Source organism: bacterium (genome assembly GCA_035703895.1).
GTDB lineage: Bacteria > Sysuimicrobiota > Sysuimicrobiia > Sysuimicrobiales > Segetimicrobiaceae > Segetimicrobium.
On sequence record DASSXJ010000236.1, the window covers coordinates 14,302 to 28,333 of the forward strand.

The 14,032-nt window shown below is 68.1% G+C and carries 14 protein-coding genes; 6 read left to right on the top strand and 8 right to left on the bottom strand.

Annotation, left to right across the window (positions count from 1 at the left end; genetic code table 11):
• Positions 1–62 precede the first annotated feature (62 nt).
• Positions 63–485 (top strand): OsmC family protein, encoded by a 423-nt coding sequence (locus tag VFP86_15865; GenBank protein HET9001114.1) that lies wholly within the window; start codon positions 63–65, stop codon positions 483–485.
• Here VFP86_15865 and VFP86_15870 read toward each other — a convergent pair.
• From VFP86_15870 to VFP86_15905, 8 genes are all read right to left on the bottom strand, one after another.
• Positions 482–1,543, bottom strand: a complete 1,062-nt coding sequence (locus VFP86_15870) for a PilT/PilU family type 4a pilus ATPase (GenBank protein ID HET9001115.1) — start codon at positions 1,541–1,543, stop codon at positions 482–484. The two genes, VFP86_15865 and VFP86_15870, sit on opposite strands and share 4 nt — an antisense overlap.
• Before the next feature lie 2 nt (positions 1,544–1,545).
• Positions 1,546–2,640 carry a type IV pilus twitching motility protein PilT gene (locus VFP86_15875; GenBank protein HET9001116.1) on the bottom strand — a complete coding sequence of 365 codons (1,095 nt, stop codon included), beginning with the start codon at positions 2,638–2,640 and terminating at the stop codon, positions 1,546–1,548.
• On the bottom strand, positions 2,640–4,208 hold the full coding sequence (locus tag VFP86_15880; GenBank protein ID HET9001117.1) for an ATPase, T2SS/T4P/T4SS family: 1,569 nt from the start codon (positions 4,206–4,208) through the stop codon (positions 2,640–2,642). Before VFP86_15880 ends, VFP86_15875 begins: the two co-directional genes overlap by 1 nt.
• Positions 4,209–4,449: 241 nt before the next feature.
• Positions 4,450–5,061 carry a nucleotidyltransferase family protein gene (locus VFP86_15885; protein HET9001118.1) on the bottom strand — a complete coding sequence of 204 codons (612 nt, stop codon included), beginning with the start codon at positions 5,059–5,061 and terminating at the stop codon, positions 4,450–4,452.
• Entirely contained in the window at positions 5,058–6,176 is a 1,119-nt protein-coding gene (locus tag VFP86_15890) for an XdhC/CoxI family protein (GenBank protein HET9001119.1), read from the bottom strand. The genes VFP86_15885 and VFP86_15890 overlap by 4 nt, the downstream gene beginning before the upstream one ends.
• Positions 6,173–7,435 (bottom strand): VWA domain-containing protein, encoded by a 1,263-nt coding sequence (locus VFP86_15895; GenBank protein ID HET9001120.1) that lies wholly within the window; start codon positions 7,433–7,435, stop codon positions 6,173–6,175. Before VFP86_15895 ends, VFP86_15890 begins: the two co-directional genes overlap by 4 nt.
• On the bottom strand, positions 7,407–8,384 hold the full coding sequence (locus tag VFP86_15900; protein HET9001121.1) for a MoxR family ATPase: 978 nt from the start codon (positions 8,382–8,384) through the stop codon (positions 7,407–7,409). Before VFP86_15900 ends, VFP86_15895 begins: the two co-directional genes overlap by 29 nt.
• A gap of 88 nt (positions 8,385–8,472) precedes the next feature.
• Positions 8,473–8,823, bottom strand: a complete 351-nt coding sequence (locus VFP86_15905; GenBank protein ID HET9001122.1) for a GIY-YIG nuclease family protein — start codon at positions 8,821–8,823, stop codon at positions 8,473–8,475.
• Positions 8,824–8,904: 81 nt separating this feature from the next.
• On the opposite strand from VFP86_15905, the gene VFP86_15910 reads away from it, so the two are divergent.
• The 5 genes from VFP86_15910 to VFP86_15930 form a co-directional block, all read left to right on the top strand.
• On the top strand, positions 8,905–11,244 hold the full coding sequence (locus VFP86_15910) for a xanthine dehydrogenase family protein molybdopterin-binding subunit (GenBank protein HET9001123.1): 2,340 nt from the start codon (positions 8,905–8,907) through the stop codon (positions 11,242–11,244).
• Positions 11,235–11,678, top strand: coding sequence for a carbon monoxide dehydrogenase subunit G (locus VFP86_15915; protein HET9001124.1), 444 nt, complete (start codon positions 11,235–11,237; stop codon positions 11,676–11,678). Before VFP86_15910 ends, VFP86_15915 begins: the two co-directional genes overlap by 10 nt.
• Positions 11,675–12,547 (top strand): xanthine dehydrogenase family protein subunit M, encoded by an 873-nt coding sequence (locus tag VFP86_15920; GenBank protein HET9001125.1) that lies wholly within the window; start codon positions 11,675–11,677, stop codon positions 12,545–12,547. The genes VFP86_15915 and VFP86_15920 overlap by 4 nt, the downstream gene beginning before the upstream one ends.
• On the top strand, positions 12,547–13,230 hold the full coding sequence (locus tag VFP86_15925) for a (2Fe-2S)-binding protein (GenBank protein ID HET9001126.1): 684 nt from the start codon (positions 12,547–12,549) through the stop codon (positions 13,228–13,230). Before VFP86_15920 ends, VFP86_15925 begins: the two co-directional genes overlap by 1 nt.
• 58 nt (positions 13,231–13,288) lie before the next feature.
• A partial coding sequence (locus VFP86_15930) for a DUF2877 domain-containing protein (protein ID HET9001127.1) occupies positions 13,289–14,032 on the top strand: 744 nt, incomplete at its 3' end.

The window sequence follows — 14,032 nt, forward strand, 5'->3', positions numbered from 1 at the left end:
CCTGGGACCCGATCGGCCGGGCGTGCGTGGTGTAGAATGATGGATATCCCGGAGGTGCGTGCATGGACGCGACAGTCCGCTGGACCCGCGAGATGCAGTTCACAGGGACCGGGACCGCCGGCACGACCATCACGATGGACTCTCGGCCGGAGCACGGCGGCCAGGGGGCCGGTCCTTCGCCGATGGAGACTGTCTTGCTGGCCCTCGGTGGGTGCACCGGCATGGACGTGATCAGCGTGCTCAACAAGATGCGGGCGCGGCTCGACGGGCTGGAGATCCGCATCACTGCGGACCGGGCGGAGGAACACCCGAAGGTCTTCACCCGAATCGCGCTCGAGTATGTGTTCACCGGAGCGACGCTGCGACCGGATCAAGTGACCCGAGCGGTGGAGCTGAGCCAGACCCGCTACTGTTCTGTGTCCGCGATGCTGCGCTGGGGCGCCGAGCTTACGTACTCGTGGCGAATCGTCCCGGAGGAACGTTAGACGAGGCCGCGGAGCCGCAGCCGAACGTCGTTCGGGCTGTCCGCGTACTGCATCCCGGTCTCGACGTCGATGACGCGGTCCTGGATCAGCGTGTACACGGCCTGATCGAAGGTCTGCATCCCCTCCTGCCCCCCGGCCTGGATCGCCGTCCGGATCCCCCCAACATTGCCCTTCTTGAGGAGCTCGCGGATGTGCGGGGTGGCCAGCATCAACTCCGCCACCAGCACGAGGCCGCCGTCGCCGGGCCTCGGGATCAGCCGCTGCGAGACCACGCCGAGCAGGTTCAGGGAGAGCTGCAGCTGGACGTTGTCGTGCGACTCCTGAGGGAAGAAGTGCAGGATCCGCTCGATCGTCTGGCTGGCGTTGACCGAGTGCAGAGTGCTCAGCACGAGGTGCCCGGTCTCCGCGAAGTGCACCGCTGCAGTGGCGCTCTCGACGTCCCGCATCTCGCCGATGAGGATGACGTCGGGGGTCTGCCGGAGCGCGTCCTTGAGCGCGGTGTTAAACGAGTCGCAATCGGTCCCGACCTCGCGCTGGCTCACCAGGCTCTCATGATCGGCGTGGACGAATTCGATCGGGTCCTCGATGGTGACGATGTGGCCCGGCGCGTGGCGGTTGCGATAGTCGATCATCGCCGCGAGGGTGGTGGATTTTCCCGATCCGGTGGGCCCGGTCACGAGCACGAGCCCGCGGGGGGCGCTGGCGAGCCCGACGATCACCTTGGGCAGCCCCAGCTCCTCAAACGTGGGGATCTCGCTCTTGATCCGCCGGATGACGATCGCGGGAGCCGACCGCTGTGTGTAGATGTTCACCCGGTACCGCCCCAGCGCCGGAGTGTAGTACGCCAGGTTGACCTGCTGGCGCTCCTCGAATTCGCGCTTGTGCCGCGGCTGCATCATCTGCGCGGCGAGGCGCTCCACCGCCTCGGACGTCAGCAGCGTTTCCCCCAGCGGCGAGAGCTGGCCGGCGATGCGCAACATCGGTGGCGCCTCGGTCTTGAGATATAGATCCGAGGCCTGGCGGCTCGCCATGTGGATCAGGAGATCGTTGATGTCCATCCCTATCGCTGGGTGCGGAGACCGGCGAAGTCGGGGCGGCTAGCGGCGGCCCCTTCCTGGGCGAACGCCTGCTTTTCGACCGCCCGCTTCAGCGCCTCGTCGTTGCTGATCTTCTGGGTCTTGACCAGCGCCTTGAGCGCCTGATCAAGGGACTGCATCCCCTCACGGGCGCCCGTCTGAATCGCCGACGGAATCTGATGCACCTTGTTTTCCCGGATCAGGTTGCGGATCGCCGGCGTGGCGACCATGATCTCCATCGCCGCGACCCGCCCTTTGTTGTCGATGGACGGGATCAGCGTCTGTGCGACGACGCCCAGCAGGGCATCGGCGATCTGGACACGGATCTGCTCCTGTTGATGCGGCGGGAAGACGTCCACGACACGGCTGATCGTCTGCGGGGCGTTGTTCGTGTGGAGGGTGGACAGCACCAGGTGGCCCGTTTCCGCGGCGGTCAGCGCCTGCGCGATCGTCTCGAGGTCCCGCATCTCGCCGACCAAGATCACGTCGGGGTCTTCGCGGAGCGCGCTTCGGAGTGCGGCCGAGAAGGACAGCGTATGGGGACCGACCTCCCGCTGGTTGATGTTGCACTTCTTGTGCTCGTGGATGAACTCGATGGGGTCCTCGATCGTGATGATATGGTCTTCGCGGTGGCCGTTCATGTGATCCACCATCGCCGCGAGCGTGGTCGACTTCCCCGAGCCGGTCGGCCCCGTCACCAACACCAGCCCGCGGTCCTTCATCGCCAAGTCTTTGAGGATCGGCGGCATCGCCAGGTCATCGAGCGTCTTGATCTTGGAGGGGATCAACCGCAGCACGAACCCTTCCCCCAACCGCTGCAGGAACGCGTTGACACGGAACCGCCCGACCCCGCTGAGTTCGAGCGAGAAATCGAGGTCGTGGGTCGCCTCGAACCTCGCCTTTTGCTCATCGGTGAGGATATCGTAGAGCATCGTATGGATATCCTCGCGGGTCAGGAGCGGCATGTCGAGCCGGGTGAGCTTGCCGTTGAGCCGCAGCGTCGGGTGAGACCCCACGGTGAGGTGGAGGTCCGATGCGCCCTGCTCCTTCGTTTGAACGAGGAGATCCGTGATGTCCATCAAGATCCCTCCAGTACCCGCGATAGCTCTTCGATCGACGTCAACCCGTCATCGATGAGGGCGTGGCCCTGTTCGCGCAAGGCCGACCCGGCGGCCTCTGCGAGGCGCGCCAGCGCAGCTTCTCGTCCGCCGCCACGGAGCCGGCCGCGGTCGTTGGGGCTGAGGACCCACGCCACCGTCAACACTCGATATCCTCGAAAGCCGGTAAATCCACACGTCGCGCACCCGCGCGGGGTAAACGTGTGGCGCACGACGGCCGCCCCCGAGGTCTGTCCAAGGCGCTCTTTGCATTCCGGGCAGAGCAGCCGGACCTTCCGGGCGGCGAGCACACCGGTCAGGGTAGACGCGACCAGCGCCCCGCCGGTCGCCGCGATCACCTGAGCGACCACCCCCGCGACGTCCCCCTGCGGATGCCCTGCGATGACCTTCCGCGTCCGCGCGCACTCGAGCGCGATGCGCAGCGTCGAGGCGTCGGACACATCATCGACCGCGACCAGATCGACGCCGGCGCGGAAGGCGCCCCCCAAGAGCGCCGCCGCCTGCGCGGAGGATTCGATGGCCGTCTGCGTGATCGCGGGGTTCCGGTAGACGGGCAGCTTCTCGATCGCCCACACCTTCTTCCGAGGACTCTCGGGAAGGAGCGCCCGGATCAGCATTGTCCGCACGAGCGGATCGGCACACCCGATCACCAGGGCGCCGCGGTACCTCTGGAGGGCTCCTCGGAGCGCCTGAGTGATCTTCGCATCGACCCCGAGGGGCAGCAGATCTGGCACACCGGTGCGGTATGGGTAGAGTGCGATCGTCGCCGCCGGTCCACCGGTCGCGGGAACGACGGAGACGACGGCGCGGGCCTCGATGTCACCCACGGTCACCGATGTCGTGGCGGTGGCCGCCGGCGCGTCGGCGAGACCCGCAAACTCCCGGAGGTGACCCATCAGTCCCGCGTGACGTTCCTCTGGATGACCGGCCCGGTCGACGAGGATGCCCTGGAGGCGGTACCGCACCCGATGCTGCCCGTCCGCGGCCGGGTCGAAGTGAATCTCCGAGGCCCCCTCCTGCAGGGCGTGGGTCAGGTGAAACTGCAGGTATTGGGCCTCGGGCCCCCGGGCCGGGCGCCGCGATCCCTTCTGCTGCTGCGGAGGAAGCCGCTGCAGCATCTCTTCGATGTTGGACTCGAGCGCCACCGCCCGGTTGACCTGGAGACCGGTCCGCGTGGCCACTTCATTGACCGTGTGTTCATCGGTGGGATCCGCCATCGCCAGCGTGACCTGCTGGCCGAATCGATGGATGGGGAAGACGTGGTGTTCACGCAGGAATGCCTCCGGCAGAAGCCGGAGGGCCTCGTCGTCGATGAGGTCGTGGCTCAAAAACACGTAGGGGTACATCAACTGGTTGCTGAGCGCCCAGGCGACGTCATCTTCCGTCGCGGATCCCTGCTCGATCAGGATCTGGCCCAATCGCTTCCCGGTCCTCGCCTGCATCGCAATGGCCTTGTCGAGCTCGCCGGGGGTGATCAACGAGGTCGCCAACAGGATCTCACCGAGCTTGCCCGCCTTCTGACGCGGCATCACACTCCACCGTTTCCATAGACGTCCGTCGGGTGGGAGACAAGCGCGAGAAACACGCGAGAACTTCAACCCCCCCGGGTTGCGTCTGGCCAGTATGTCATCATGAGTGGGATCGGGCCGGTGCCGACCCCTTCGGTTATGCTGTGTTAATGCCCACTACCCGACGGGTTTGGACACGGAAATGAGCTGGGGAGCGGGAGGGCGAGGATCGAGCAGGGACGGGACCGGGCGCGGAAGAGAGTCAGACAGAACCGGGAGGCGCCGCCCCCTCTTCGAGCGCCGCCCGGAGACGGGCAAACTCCTCGGGCGTATCGACGTCGACCGCCGCCGAGGGGGACACCTGGACCTCTTCCACCAGATCCGGATGTTGCTGAATCAAGAACCGGCCGCCCACGTCTCCCTCGAGCCGCCGCGCTTCATTAAAGAGCGCTGCGCCGATGAGCGTCGGAGCGCCTGTCACGTCCCCGTATCTGGATGCGACGATCGGCTTGTGCGTCCTTCGGTAGGCGTCGATGAGGGCGTCGATCACTTCCGGGGTCACACACGGCTGGTCCCCGAGCAGGACAACGGCTGCATCGCAGTCCGGCGAAAGCATCGAGACTCCGGCCGCGAGCGACGTCCCCATGCCCTCGCGGTAGCGGTCGTTCACGACGACGCGCACACCGGGGGCGCGAACCTCCTCGGCCATCCGGTCCGCCGTCTCCCCCACAACCACCACGATCTCCCCGCAGCGCGATGCGCGGACGTGGTCGACGACGTGCCGGAGCACGCTCCGGCCGGACAGGGTGAGCAGAAGCTTTGGCGTCCCCATCCGCGTAGATCGGCCCGCGGCGAGGACGACGCCGGCGATCACGCGTGGATCGGTCCCCGGCGGGTGCGCAGAGACGCCGCCTCCCGGTTGTACCGCACGGCGAGGATCTCGGCGGCGATGCTGAGGGCGATCTCCTCGGGTGCATCGGCCCCCGTGTCGAGCCCGACAGGCCCGTAGAGGCGCGCCCGCTGGGCGGTATCGAGCACCACCCCTTGCTGTTCGAGTTCGGCCAGCATCTTGTCGGTGCGCGCGCGGGGACCCAACAAGCCGATGTATCGCGCCGGCGACCGGAGGAGCCCGCGCAGGATCTCCAGATCGTGGAGAAAGTTGTGGGTCATCACGACCGCGAACGTCTCCCGATCGATCCGCACGGCATTGGGGACGTCGCGATCATCCACAAGGAACACTTCATCGGCCTCCGGAAACCGCTCCCGTGTGGCAAACGCCGGCCGGCTGTCGGCGACCATCACCCACCATCCCAGTTGATGCGCGAGGCGGACGAGCGGCAAGGTGTCGTGCCCCGCGCCGCAGACGAGGAGCGGGATGGGCGGCGTGAGCACCTCGATGAAGAGGTCGCCTCGGCCGCCGGCCAACTCCAGCGGCACCACCGCGGTCCGGTGTTCCGCGATCTGATCGCGGGCCGCCTGGGTCACCACGGCGTCGAGCACCGGGTCGCCCAGCGAGCCGGTCGCATGACCCTCCTGGGGCACGAATAGCCGCGACCCGACGGCCGCGCCGCCGGGGGGCGAGGCGATGAGCGTCGCGAGGGCCGCGGAGCGCCGGTGTTCAATCGTGTCCTGCAGGAGTGCCACAACATCCAGCCCGGATGCAGGCCGCACCGGCTCGACAAACACGTCGATCGCCCCGTTGCATCCCAGCCCCAACCCCCAGACCGCGTCGTCATCGGCGGTGAGATCGTAGGTCAGCATCCGGGCCTGTCCGGTCTGCATCACCTCTCGCGCCGCCTCCGCGACATCCCCCTCCAGACATCCGCCGCTGATCGACCCGACGGTCGTCCCGTCCTGCCGGATCAAGAGGCGCGCCCCCTCACGGCGGTAGGTGGAGCCCTTGACCCGCGTGATCGTGGCCAGCGCGGCCGGTTCGCCGCGCGCCCGCAGGGTGGCGAGCGACGTCAAGATATCTCGCAGCTCTCTCATCGCCGATCTCCTTGGTCTCGCACGACCGCGACGTGGGCCCGGCGCACGCCCGCGGTCCCCGCGCGGGAGGCGCGGGGGTCCTGGAGGTATCGTTCCAGCGCGCGCAGGCCGTTCAGATTGTGGGCAGACGCAAACACGTCGACGTAGGGGAGGGCGGTGCTCATCCCCTGGGTCACCGGCTCATACCCGGGGCTCCCGAGCAGCGGGTTGAGCCAGATCACGCGGCCGGCCCGACCGTGCAGTTCCCGCATCGCCGCATCCAGAACCTCAAGGTCGCCCGTATCCCATCCGTCGCTGACGATCACGACGATCGTCCGCGCATCGACGACCTTCCGGCCGTAGCGCTCGTTGAACTGCCGAAGGCTCGCCCCGATCTTCGTCCCGCCCGACCAGTCCGGCACCTCGCGGGCGGCCGCGTGCAAGGCCTCACGGATGTCCCGATGTCCGAGCGCGTCGGTGACGCGGGTCAGCGAGGTGCTGAACAGAAACGACTCGACGTGACGAAGGGCGCCCTGAAGCGCGTAGATGAACTGGATCAGAAAGCGGCTGTAGATGTCCATCGACCCGCTCACGTCGCAGAGCAGCACCAGCTTGGCCTTCCGAATCTTTCGGCGCCGCCAAACCAGGTCGAGGACGTCTCCGCCGTAGCGCAAATTCCGCCGCATGGTCCGCCGAAGGTCGACGAACGAGCCGTGGCGGGCGGCCTTGGTCCGGCGCGACAGCCGGGTCGCGATGAGCCTGGCGATGATCACGATCAACTCGGTGATCGACCGGAGCTCGTCCGCGGAAAAGGCGCTGAAATCTTTGTGGCTCCGGCCCTCGGCCGGACTGTAGGCGGGCACCTCGCGCTCGTCCTCCGCCTCCCCGGTGTCGTTCCATTCGGCGACGGCGAGGTCGCTCTTACGCTCGCTCCCCACCTCCGACCCCGGCAGGGGAGATTCGTCCGGCTCCTCCCCCTCCTCCGACGACGGTGTTGTGAGCGCGGGGCCCACCCAGAATCGCGCGAACTCGTGGTCGAAGATGGGAAGGTCGTCTGGCCGGGAGCACAACGTGGTACGCAACGCGAACCGCACCATCTCGCGGTCCGCCAGATCCACGACGGTCAGCCCCTGCAGCGCGTCGGCGATCTCGGAGGGCCCGATCAGCAGCCCGCGCCGCCGGAGGCGCCGACAAAAAAGCGTGACGTTTCCGGCGAGGTTGCCCGGCCGGCCCCAGGCCGGGCCCGCGGCCTCAGCGCCCTTTGGGGAGCTGAGCGGCAACAGAGGCGATCCGCTCGGCGTTCCACCCATCGTCGCTCTGCCCGACCACGTCGATGCCGTCGAGGATGGGGCGCAGGTACTGTGTGCGGACGCGCGTCAGATCCTCTTGATCCTTGCAGAGACACCCGAGGGTCTCTTCCACCGCGGTGGGGTCGAGGTGGTCGCGGTGGAGCGCCAGGAGCGCGGCGCTCCAGTCGAGGGTCTCCGCGATGCCGGGGATCTTGTCGAGGGGCGCGCGGCGGACCAACTGCATGAACGCGCAAATCTGGTTGGCCAGCCGGTCGTTGATCTCCGGCACCTTCCCATGGATGATCGCCAGTTCTTTGTCGAAGCTCGGGTAGTCGATCCAGACGTACAGGCACCGCCGGCGCAGCGCGTCGCTGAGGTCACGGGTTCGGTTGCTCGTGAGGACCACGTGGGGAATGTGGCGCGCCCGGATCGTGCCGATCTCAGGGATGCTCACCTGAAAGTCGGAGAGCACTTCCAGCAGAAAGGCTTCGAACTCCTCATCGGCCCGATCGATCTCATCGATGAGGAGGACGGGCGCTCGGTCGGCGGTGATCGCCTGGAGCAGCGGCCGCTTCAGCATGAAGGGCTCGCTGAAGATCACGTGTTCCTTTTCCTCCACCGGACGGCCGGAGGCCTCTTCCAGCTTGATGCGCAGCATCTGGCGTTGATAGTTCCATTCGTACAACGCCGTGTGGACATCCAGCCCTTCGTAGCACTGCAGGCGGATGAGGTCGGTGTCGAGCGCCCGCGCCATGACCTTGGCGACCTCGGTCTTGCCCACGCCGGCCGCGCCCTCGATGAGCAGCGGCTTGCCGAGGACGACGCTGAGGTGGATCGACAGCGCCACGTCGCGGTCGGCGATGTACCCCTGTTGCTGCAGGGCGTGCGTGATCTGGGGAATCCCCCCAAACGACTGGGGGGGATGTGAGGCGGATCCCATCTGCGGTTGTCACTCCTCCTGCCGTCCTGGCTCGCGCTGGGCCCCGGACGCACGCGGACCACGCGGACGTGCACTCAACCTACCTATATTACCATACGATGTGGCGCCTGGCCCCGATTCCGCGGGCGCGCACCGCAACGCGGGCGAGTACCTGACCCGCCGCGAGACGCTCCTTCGCCGCGTGCGAGAGTCGCTTGAGCATCCGCTCGAGCCGCAACGCGGCGCGCTGCGTCGGACACCGCCATACGGCGACGAGCCGGTGCGGACCGCGGCCGCGGGTGTAGCGGGAGGCGCGCCCGCGCCGGTGGGCGCCGAACCGCCGCGCGGGATCGACCGTGTACCCGGCGTAATACGTGCCATCCGCGCATCGCAAGAGATACGCGTAGTGCCGGCGGGGGCGTCCGTCCGATGGGTCCATCGCGAAGGGAGATTCGCCCAACGCGATAGTCTCCCTGGCACTGCGTCCCTCGCCGTGCAGGATAGGAGTTGGTGTGCCGATTAGCGAAGGAAGCACTCCCCTATGACCACACGCTACATCGGGGCACGTATCCCCCGCAACGAGGACCCGTCGCTCCTCCGCGGCCGAGGATGCTTTGTCGACGACCTCCGGCTGCCGGGGATGGTGCACGGCGCCGTCCTGCGCAGTCCCCACGCCCACGCCCGCATCGGCCGGATCGACGTGCGCCGCGCCCGCGCGGCGCCGGGCATCCTGGACGTCATCACGCACGCCGACCTGGGCGACCTCGGCGTGCCGCTGCCGAAACTGATACCGCATGTCTCGCTCACGCACCACAAAACCCAGCAGGCGCTCGCGGCGTCGGTGGTCCGCCACGTCGGCGAGCCGATCGCGTTCGTCGTCGCCGACACCCGGTACGCCGCGGAGGATGCGCTCGACCTGATCGACGTCACCTACGCGCCGCTCCCGGCGGCGGTGGACCTCGAAGCGGCGGCGAGGCCCGGCGCGCCGCGCGTGCACGACGACATGGACACGAACGTCTGCGCGCACTATACGCAGCGGGTCGGGGATGCGGACCGCGCCATCGCGCAGGCCCGGCATCGGTTCGTCGAGCGGCTCGTGATGGACCGGGGCGCGTCCGCGCCCATGGAAACCCGCGGGGTCGTCGCGACGTGGGCCCCCCGGACCGGGGTTCTCGAGATCTGGGACAGCACGCAGGCCCCCATCCCGATTCGCAACGGCCTCGCGGCGATGTTCCATCTCCCCCAACAGAACGTCCGGGTCACGGCACCCGACGTCGGCGGCGGGTTCGGCCCGAAAGTCATGATGTACTACCCGGAGGAGATCCTGGTGCCGTTCGCGTCACGCCGCCTCGGGCGTCCGGTGAAGTGGATCGAGGACCGCCGGGAGCATTTCGTGGCGACGAACCAGGAACGGGAACAGATTCACGACGCCGAGATCGCCCTCGACGAGCACGGGCACATCATGGCGATCCGCACCGTGTTTCTCTACGATGCCGGCGCCTACTGTCCGTACGGACTGATCGTGCCGATCGTCGCCAGCACGACGCTGCCCGGTCCGTACCGCATCCCGAATTACCACTGCGAGTTCAAAGCCGTGTTCACGAACAAGACGATCGTAAGCCCCTACCGGGGCGCAGGCCGGCCGCACGGCGTCTTTGTGATGGAGCGGCTGCTCGACCGGGCGGCCCGCGAGCTCGCGATGGACCGCGCCGAGATTCGCCGGCGGAACCTCATCCAGCCCGACCAGTTTCCCTACGAGGTCGGGCTGATCTACCAGGACAACGCGCCGCTGCAGTACGATAGCGGCAACTATCCGCAGTGCCTCCGTCGCGCCGTGGACACGATCGGGTACGCGGAGTGGACGGCCCGGCAGGCCGCGCATCTAGCGGCGGGCCGGTACGTCGGGCTCGGGGTGGCGTGCTACGTCGAAGGAACCGGGATCGGACCCTATGAAGGATGCCGGGTCACGGTCGAGCCGTCGGGGCATGTCTTCGTCGCCACAGGAGTGGGCACGCAGGGCCAGGGCCACATGACGGTATTCGCGCAGATCGCGGCCGATGCGCTGGGGGTGCGCCCGAGCGACGTCACCGTCCAGACCGGAGACACCGCCGGGTTCGGGTGGGGCACAGGGACGTTCGCCAGCCGCGCGGCAGTCGTGGCCGGCACCGCGGTGTCGCTCGCCGCGCGAGCGGTCCGCGAGAAGACGCGTATCGTCGCGGCCACCCTGTTGGAGGCGCGGCCGGACGAGATCGAATTGGAGGCCGGCACGGTCTTCGTGCGGGGGGTCCCCGCCCGCGCGCTGTCCCTCGGCGAGGTCGCCGCCGCGGCGAACCCGTTGCGGTTCGCGATGCCGCCGGAGTGGGAAGGACCGGGCCTGGAAGCGACGCGATACTTTGCGCCGCCCCGAGCGACCTTCAGCAACGGCGTCCACGCCTGCATCGTCGAGGTCGATCCCGACACAGGAGCGCTGGAGATCCTCCGGTACGTCGTGGTCCACGACTGCGGCCGTGTGCTGAACCCGATGATCCTGGAGGGTCAAATCCACGGCGGGGTCGCGCAGGGCCTCGGGGGCGCATTTTGGGAGAAGCTGGCATACGATCCGCAGGGACAGCCGCTGACTACGACGTTCATGGATTACCTGCTGCCGACCGCGGCGGAGATGCCCCCGCTCGAAGTCGAGCACGAAGAGACGCCCTCGCCGTCCAATCCCTTGGGGGTCAAGGGCGCCGGCGAGGCCGGCGTGATCCCCGTGCCGGCCGCCATCGCCCAAGCGATCGAGGACGCGCTGCGTCCGTTCGGCGTACACATCACGGAGATGCCGCTCAGCCCGGACCGTGTGCGAAAACTCGTGGCGGAAGCCCGGAGGCAACCATGCGACTAGAAGGCACGAACATGCTCCCCGCATCGGTGGAAACCGTGTGGAAGACCATCAATGATCCGGAGGCGCTGCGCCGGTGCACGCCGGGCCTCAAGGAACTCAAAGAGATCGGCCCGGACACCTACCAAGCGACGCTCACCGTCGGCATCGCCGCGGTCAAGGGGACGTATGCCGGGACGCTGGCGATCACGGACAAACGCGCCCCGACCCATTACAAGATCTCGCTCGACGGCTCCGGGGGCGCGGGGTTTATGAAGGGCGAGGGCACCGTCGACCTCGAAGCGCAGGGGGACGGAACCGCCCTCAAGTGGGTCGGGGACCTGCAGATCGGCGGCCTGATCGCCGGCGTCGGTCAGCGGATGCTCGGCGGCGTTGGGAAGATGCTGATCGGGCAGTTCTTTAAGTGCCTCGAGCAGCACCTCGGAGGGGGGGCGTGAAACCTGCGCGGTTTGAGTATTTCTGCCCTCGCACGGTCGACGAGGCGGTGGACCTCCTCGCCGAACATGGGGACGAAGGCAAGGTGCTCGCGGGCGGCCAGAGCCTGGTCCCGTTGATGAACATGCGCCTAGCTCGCCCTGCGGTCATCATCGACATCAATCGCATCGATGGCTTCGGGAATCTCCGCGAACAGAACGGGATCCTGTGCTTCGGCGCCCTGACACGTCAGCGGGCCGCGGAACGCTCACCGGTCGTCGCCGAGCGGTGCCCGCTGCTTCGCGATGCCCTGCACCTCGTCGGCCACGCGCAGATTCGCAACCGGGGCACCCTCGGGGGCAGCATCGCGCACGCCGACCCGGCCGCGGAACTCACCGCCATCCTCTCCGCGCTCGATGGCGAGGTCACCGCGCGCAGCGCACACGGGACCCGGAAGATCGCCGCGGCCGATCTCTTCGTCACGTACCTGACGACTGCGCTCGATCCGCGCGAACTGATTGTCGAGATCCGGATCCCGGCGCTTGCGCGCGGCGCGGGGTGGTCCTGGATGGAAATCGCGCGGCGCCACGGCGACTTTGCGCTCGCCGGCGTGGGGGTCGTCCTCACCGTCCGCCGCGGAGCGATCGCCGAGGCGCGGATCGCCCTCACGGGCGTGGCGCCAACGCCGGTGCGGGCCGCCGCCGCCGAACGGCTCCTCGTCGGCCGCGCGCCCTCGGACACGTTGTGGGACGAGGCGGCCGAGGCCGTGCGGGCCGCGGTCACCCCCGACGGAGACATCCACGCGTCGGCCGAGTACCGCAAGCACGTCGCCGGCGTCCTGACCCAGCGGGCCCTCCGGGAGGCGCTCTCGCGGACGAAGGAGGCGGCGTGATGACCCTGCGTCAGATCACGCTCCGCGTGAACGGCCAGGACTACACCGGACAGGCTGAGGTCCGCAAGACCCTGGCCGACTTCATCCGTGAGGACTGCGGCTTGACCGGCACGCACCTGGGGTGCGAGCACGGGGTATGCGGGGCATGCACCATTCTCATGAACGGCGAGGCGGTGCGCTCCTGCCTGCTCTTCGCGGTGCAGGCGGAGGGCACCGAGCTGATGACGGTGGAGGGGCTGGCCGACGGAGACCAGCTCCATCCCATTCAGCAGGCGTACTGGGAGCATCATGCGCTGCAGTGCGGGTTTTGCACGCCCGGGTTTCTGATGACGACGTACGACTTCCTGCGTGACACGCCACACCCCTCGGAGCGCGAGATCCGGGAAGGCCTCGCCGGCAACCTCTGCCGGTGCACGGGCTATCAAAACATCGTGAAGGCGGTGGCGGCGGCGGCGAAGACATTGAGTGCCGGGGCACGGCTCGAGCCCGCATGGGCCGTTCGGCAGCGCACCGCGGCCGGCCCGGCACACCCGCCGGCGCGAGCCGCGGGGGCAGCCACGGCGGCGGGCGAGGATGGATCGCTCCCGAGCCGACGTCCACGCAGGAGCACGCAGGCCCGGAGAACGAAGAAGAACCCCACGGCCAGGAAGGCACCGGGCCGACAGAGAAGACCGAAACGGTAGGGGACAAACCGTGTCAGCCGTGCACAGAGCCATGACGCACAGGGTGGACGCGCTTTCGATGAGTTGGCGCGTGGGCCGCGCCATGCGACAGGAGGGATGGAGCGGAGAGATCCTCGCGGTGCACCCACACAGCTGTTACCTCATGGATGAGGACGGCGCGATCTACGCGGTGGTGGAAGAAGAACTCGGGAACGGACCGTTAAACGTGGTCATCCCCTCCTCACCCCCCCGCCTCTTCCAGTACCTTTCCGTCGGCGAGACGGTGAAGTCGACCGGGGAGATCCTCATGTTGAGCGACAGCCTGGATGTGGGCCTGGCGAAAGCACACCTGTGGGACCCGAGACCGTACCCGACGATTGGAGCCGACGCGGACGGGCTCCGCCACGCCCTCGTCGCGCTCTTCGAGACGGCGGCGACACGCTCGCCGGAGACGAGCCTCGCCCGCCTTCTCCCCTACCTCCAGGCGGACGACCTCCCCGCCCCGCTGCAAAAGATCTCGCATTTCCCCCGCAGCCACGCGCTGATGGCTGGGCTTGCGGAATCCCTCGCCCATCACAACCGCCGCGGGCTCAAGGTCGTGACCTCGTCAATGGCGGGGTTGGGACCGGGGCTCACCCCCGCCTGCGACGATTTCCTCGCCGGCGTGCTCCTGGCCCTCTCTCTGACCCAGGGGGTTCGGGACGAGCCGGAACTCGCCGAGCTCGCCACCATGCTTCTCGAGACGGCGGCGCCCAGGACGGGAGAGATCAGCGCGGCGTATCTCCGGGCCGCACATGCGGGGGAAACGAACGAGCGGTGGCAC

Excerpts from the sequence above, each read along its gene's own strand:
- VFP86_15865 (HET9001114.1), top strand. The coding sequence starts at position 63 with ATGGACGCGACAGTCCGCTGGACCCGCGAGATGCAGTTCACAGGGACC.
- VFP86_15870 (HET9001115.1), bottom strand. The coding sequence starts at position 1,543 with ATGGACATCAACGATCTCCTGATCCACATGGCGAGCCGCCAGGCCTCG.
- VFP86_15875 (HET9001116.1), bottom strand. The coding sequence starts at position 2,640 with ATGGACATCACGGATCTCCTCGTTCAAACGAAGGAGCAGGGCGCATCG.
- VFP86_15880 (HET9001117.1), bottom strand. The coding sequence starts at position 4,208 with ATGCCGCGTCAGAAGGCGGGCAAGCTCGGTGAGATCCTGTTGGCGACC.
- VFP86_15890 (HET9001119.1), bottom strand. The coding sequence starts at position 6,176 with ATGAGAGAGCTGCGAGATATCTTGACGTCGCTCGCCACCCTGCGGGCG.
- VFP86_15900 (HET9001121.1), bottom strand. The coding sequence starts at position 8,384 with ATGGGATCCGCCTCACATCCCCCCCAGTCGTTTGGGGGGATTCCCCAG.
- VFP86_15910 (HET9001123.1), top strand. The coding sequence starts at position 8,905 with ATGACCACACGCTACATCGGGGCACGTATCCCCCGCAACGAGGACCCG.
- VFP86_15915 (HET9001124.1), top strand. The coding sequence starts at position 11,235 with ATGCGACTAGAAGGCACGAACATGCTCCCCGCATCGGTGGAAACCGTG.
- VFP86_15925 (HET9001126.1), top strand. The coding sequence starts at position 12,547 with ATGACCCTGCGTCAGATCACGCTCCGCGTGAACGGCCAGGACTACACC.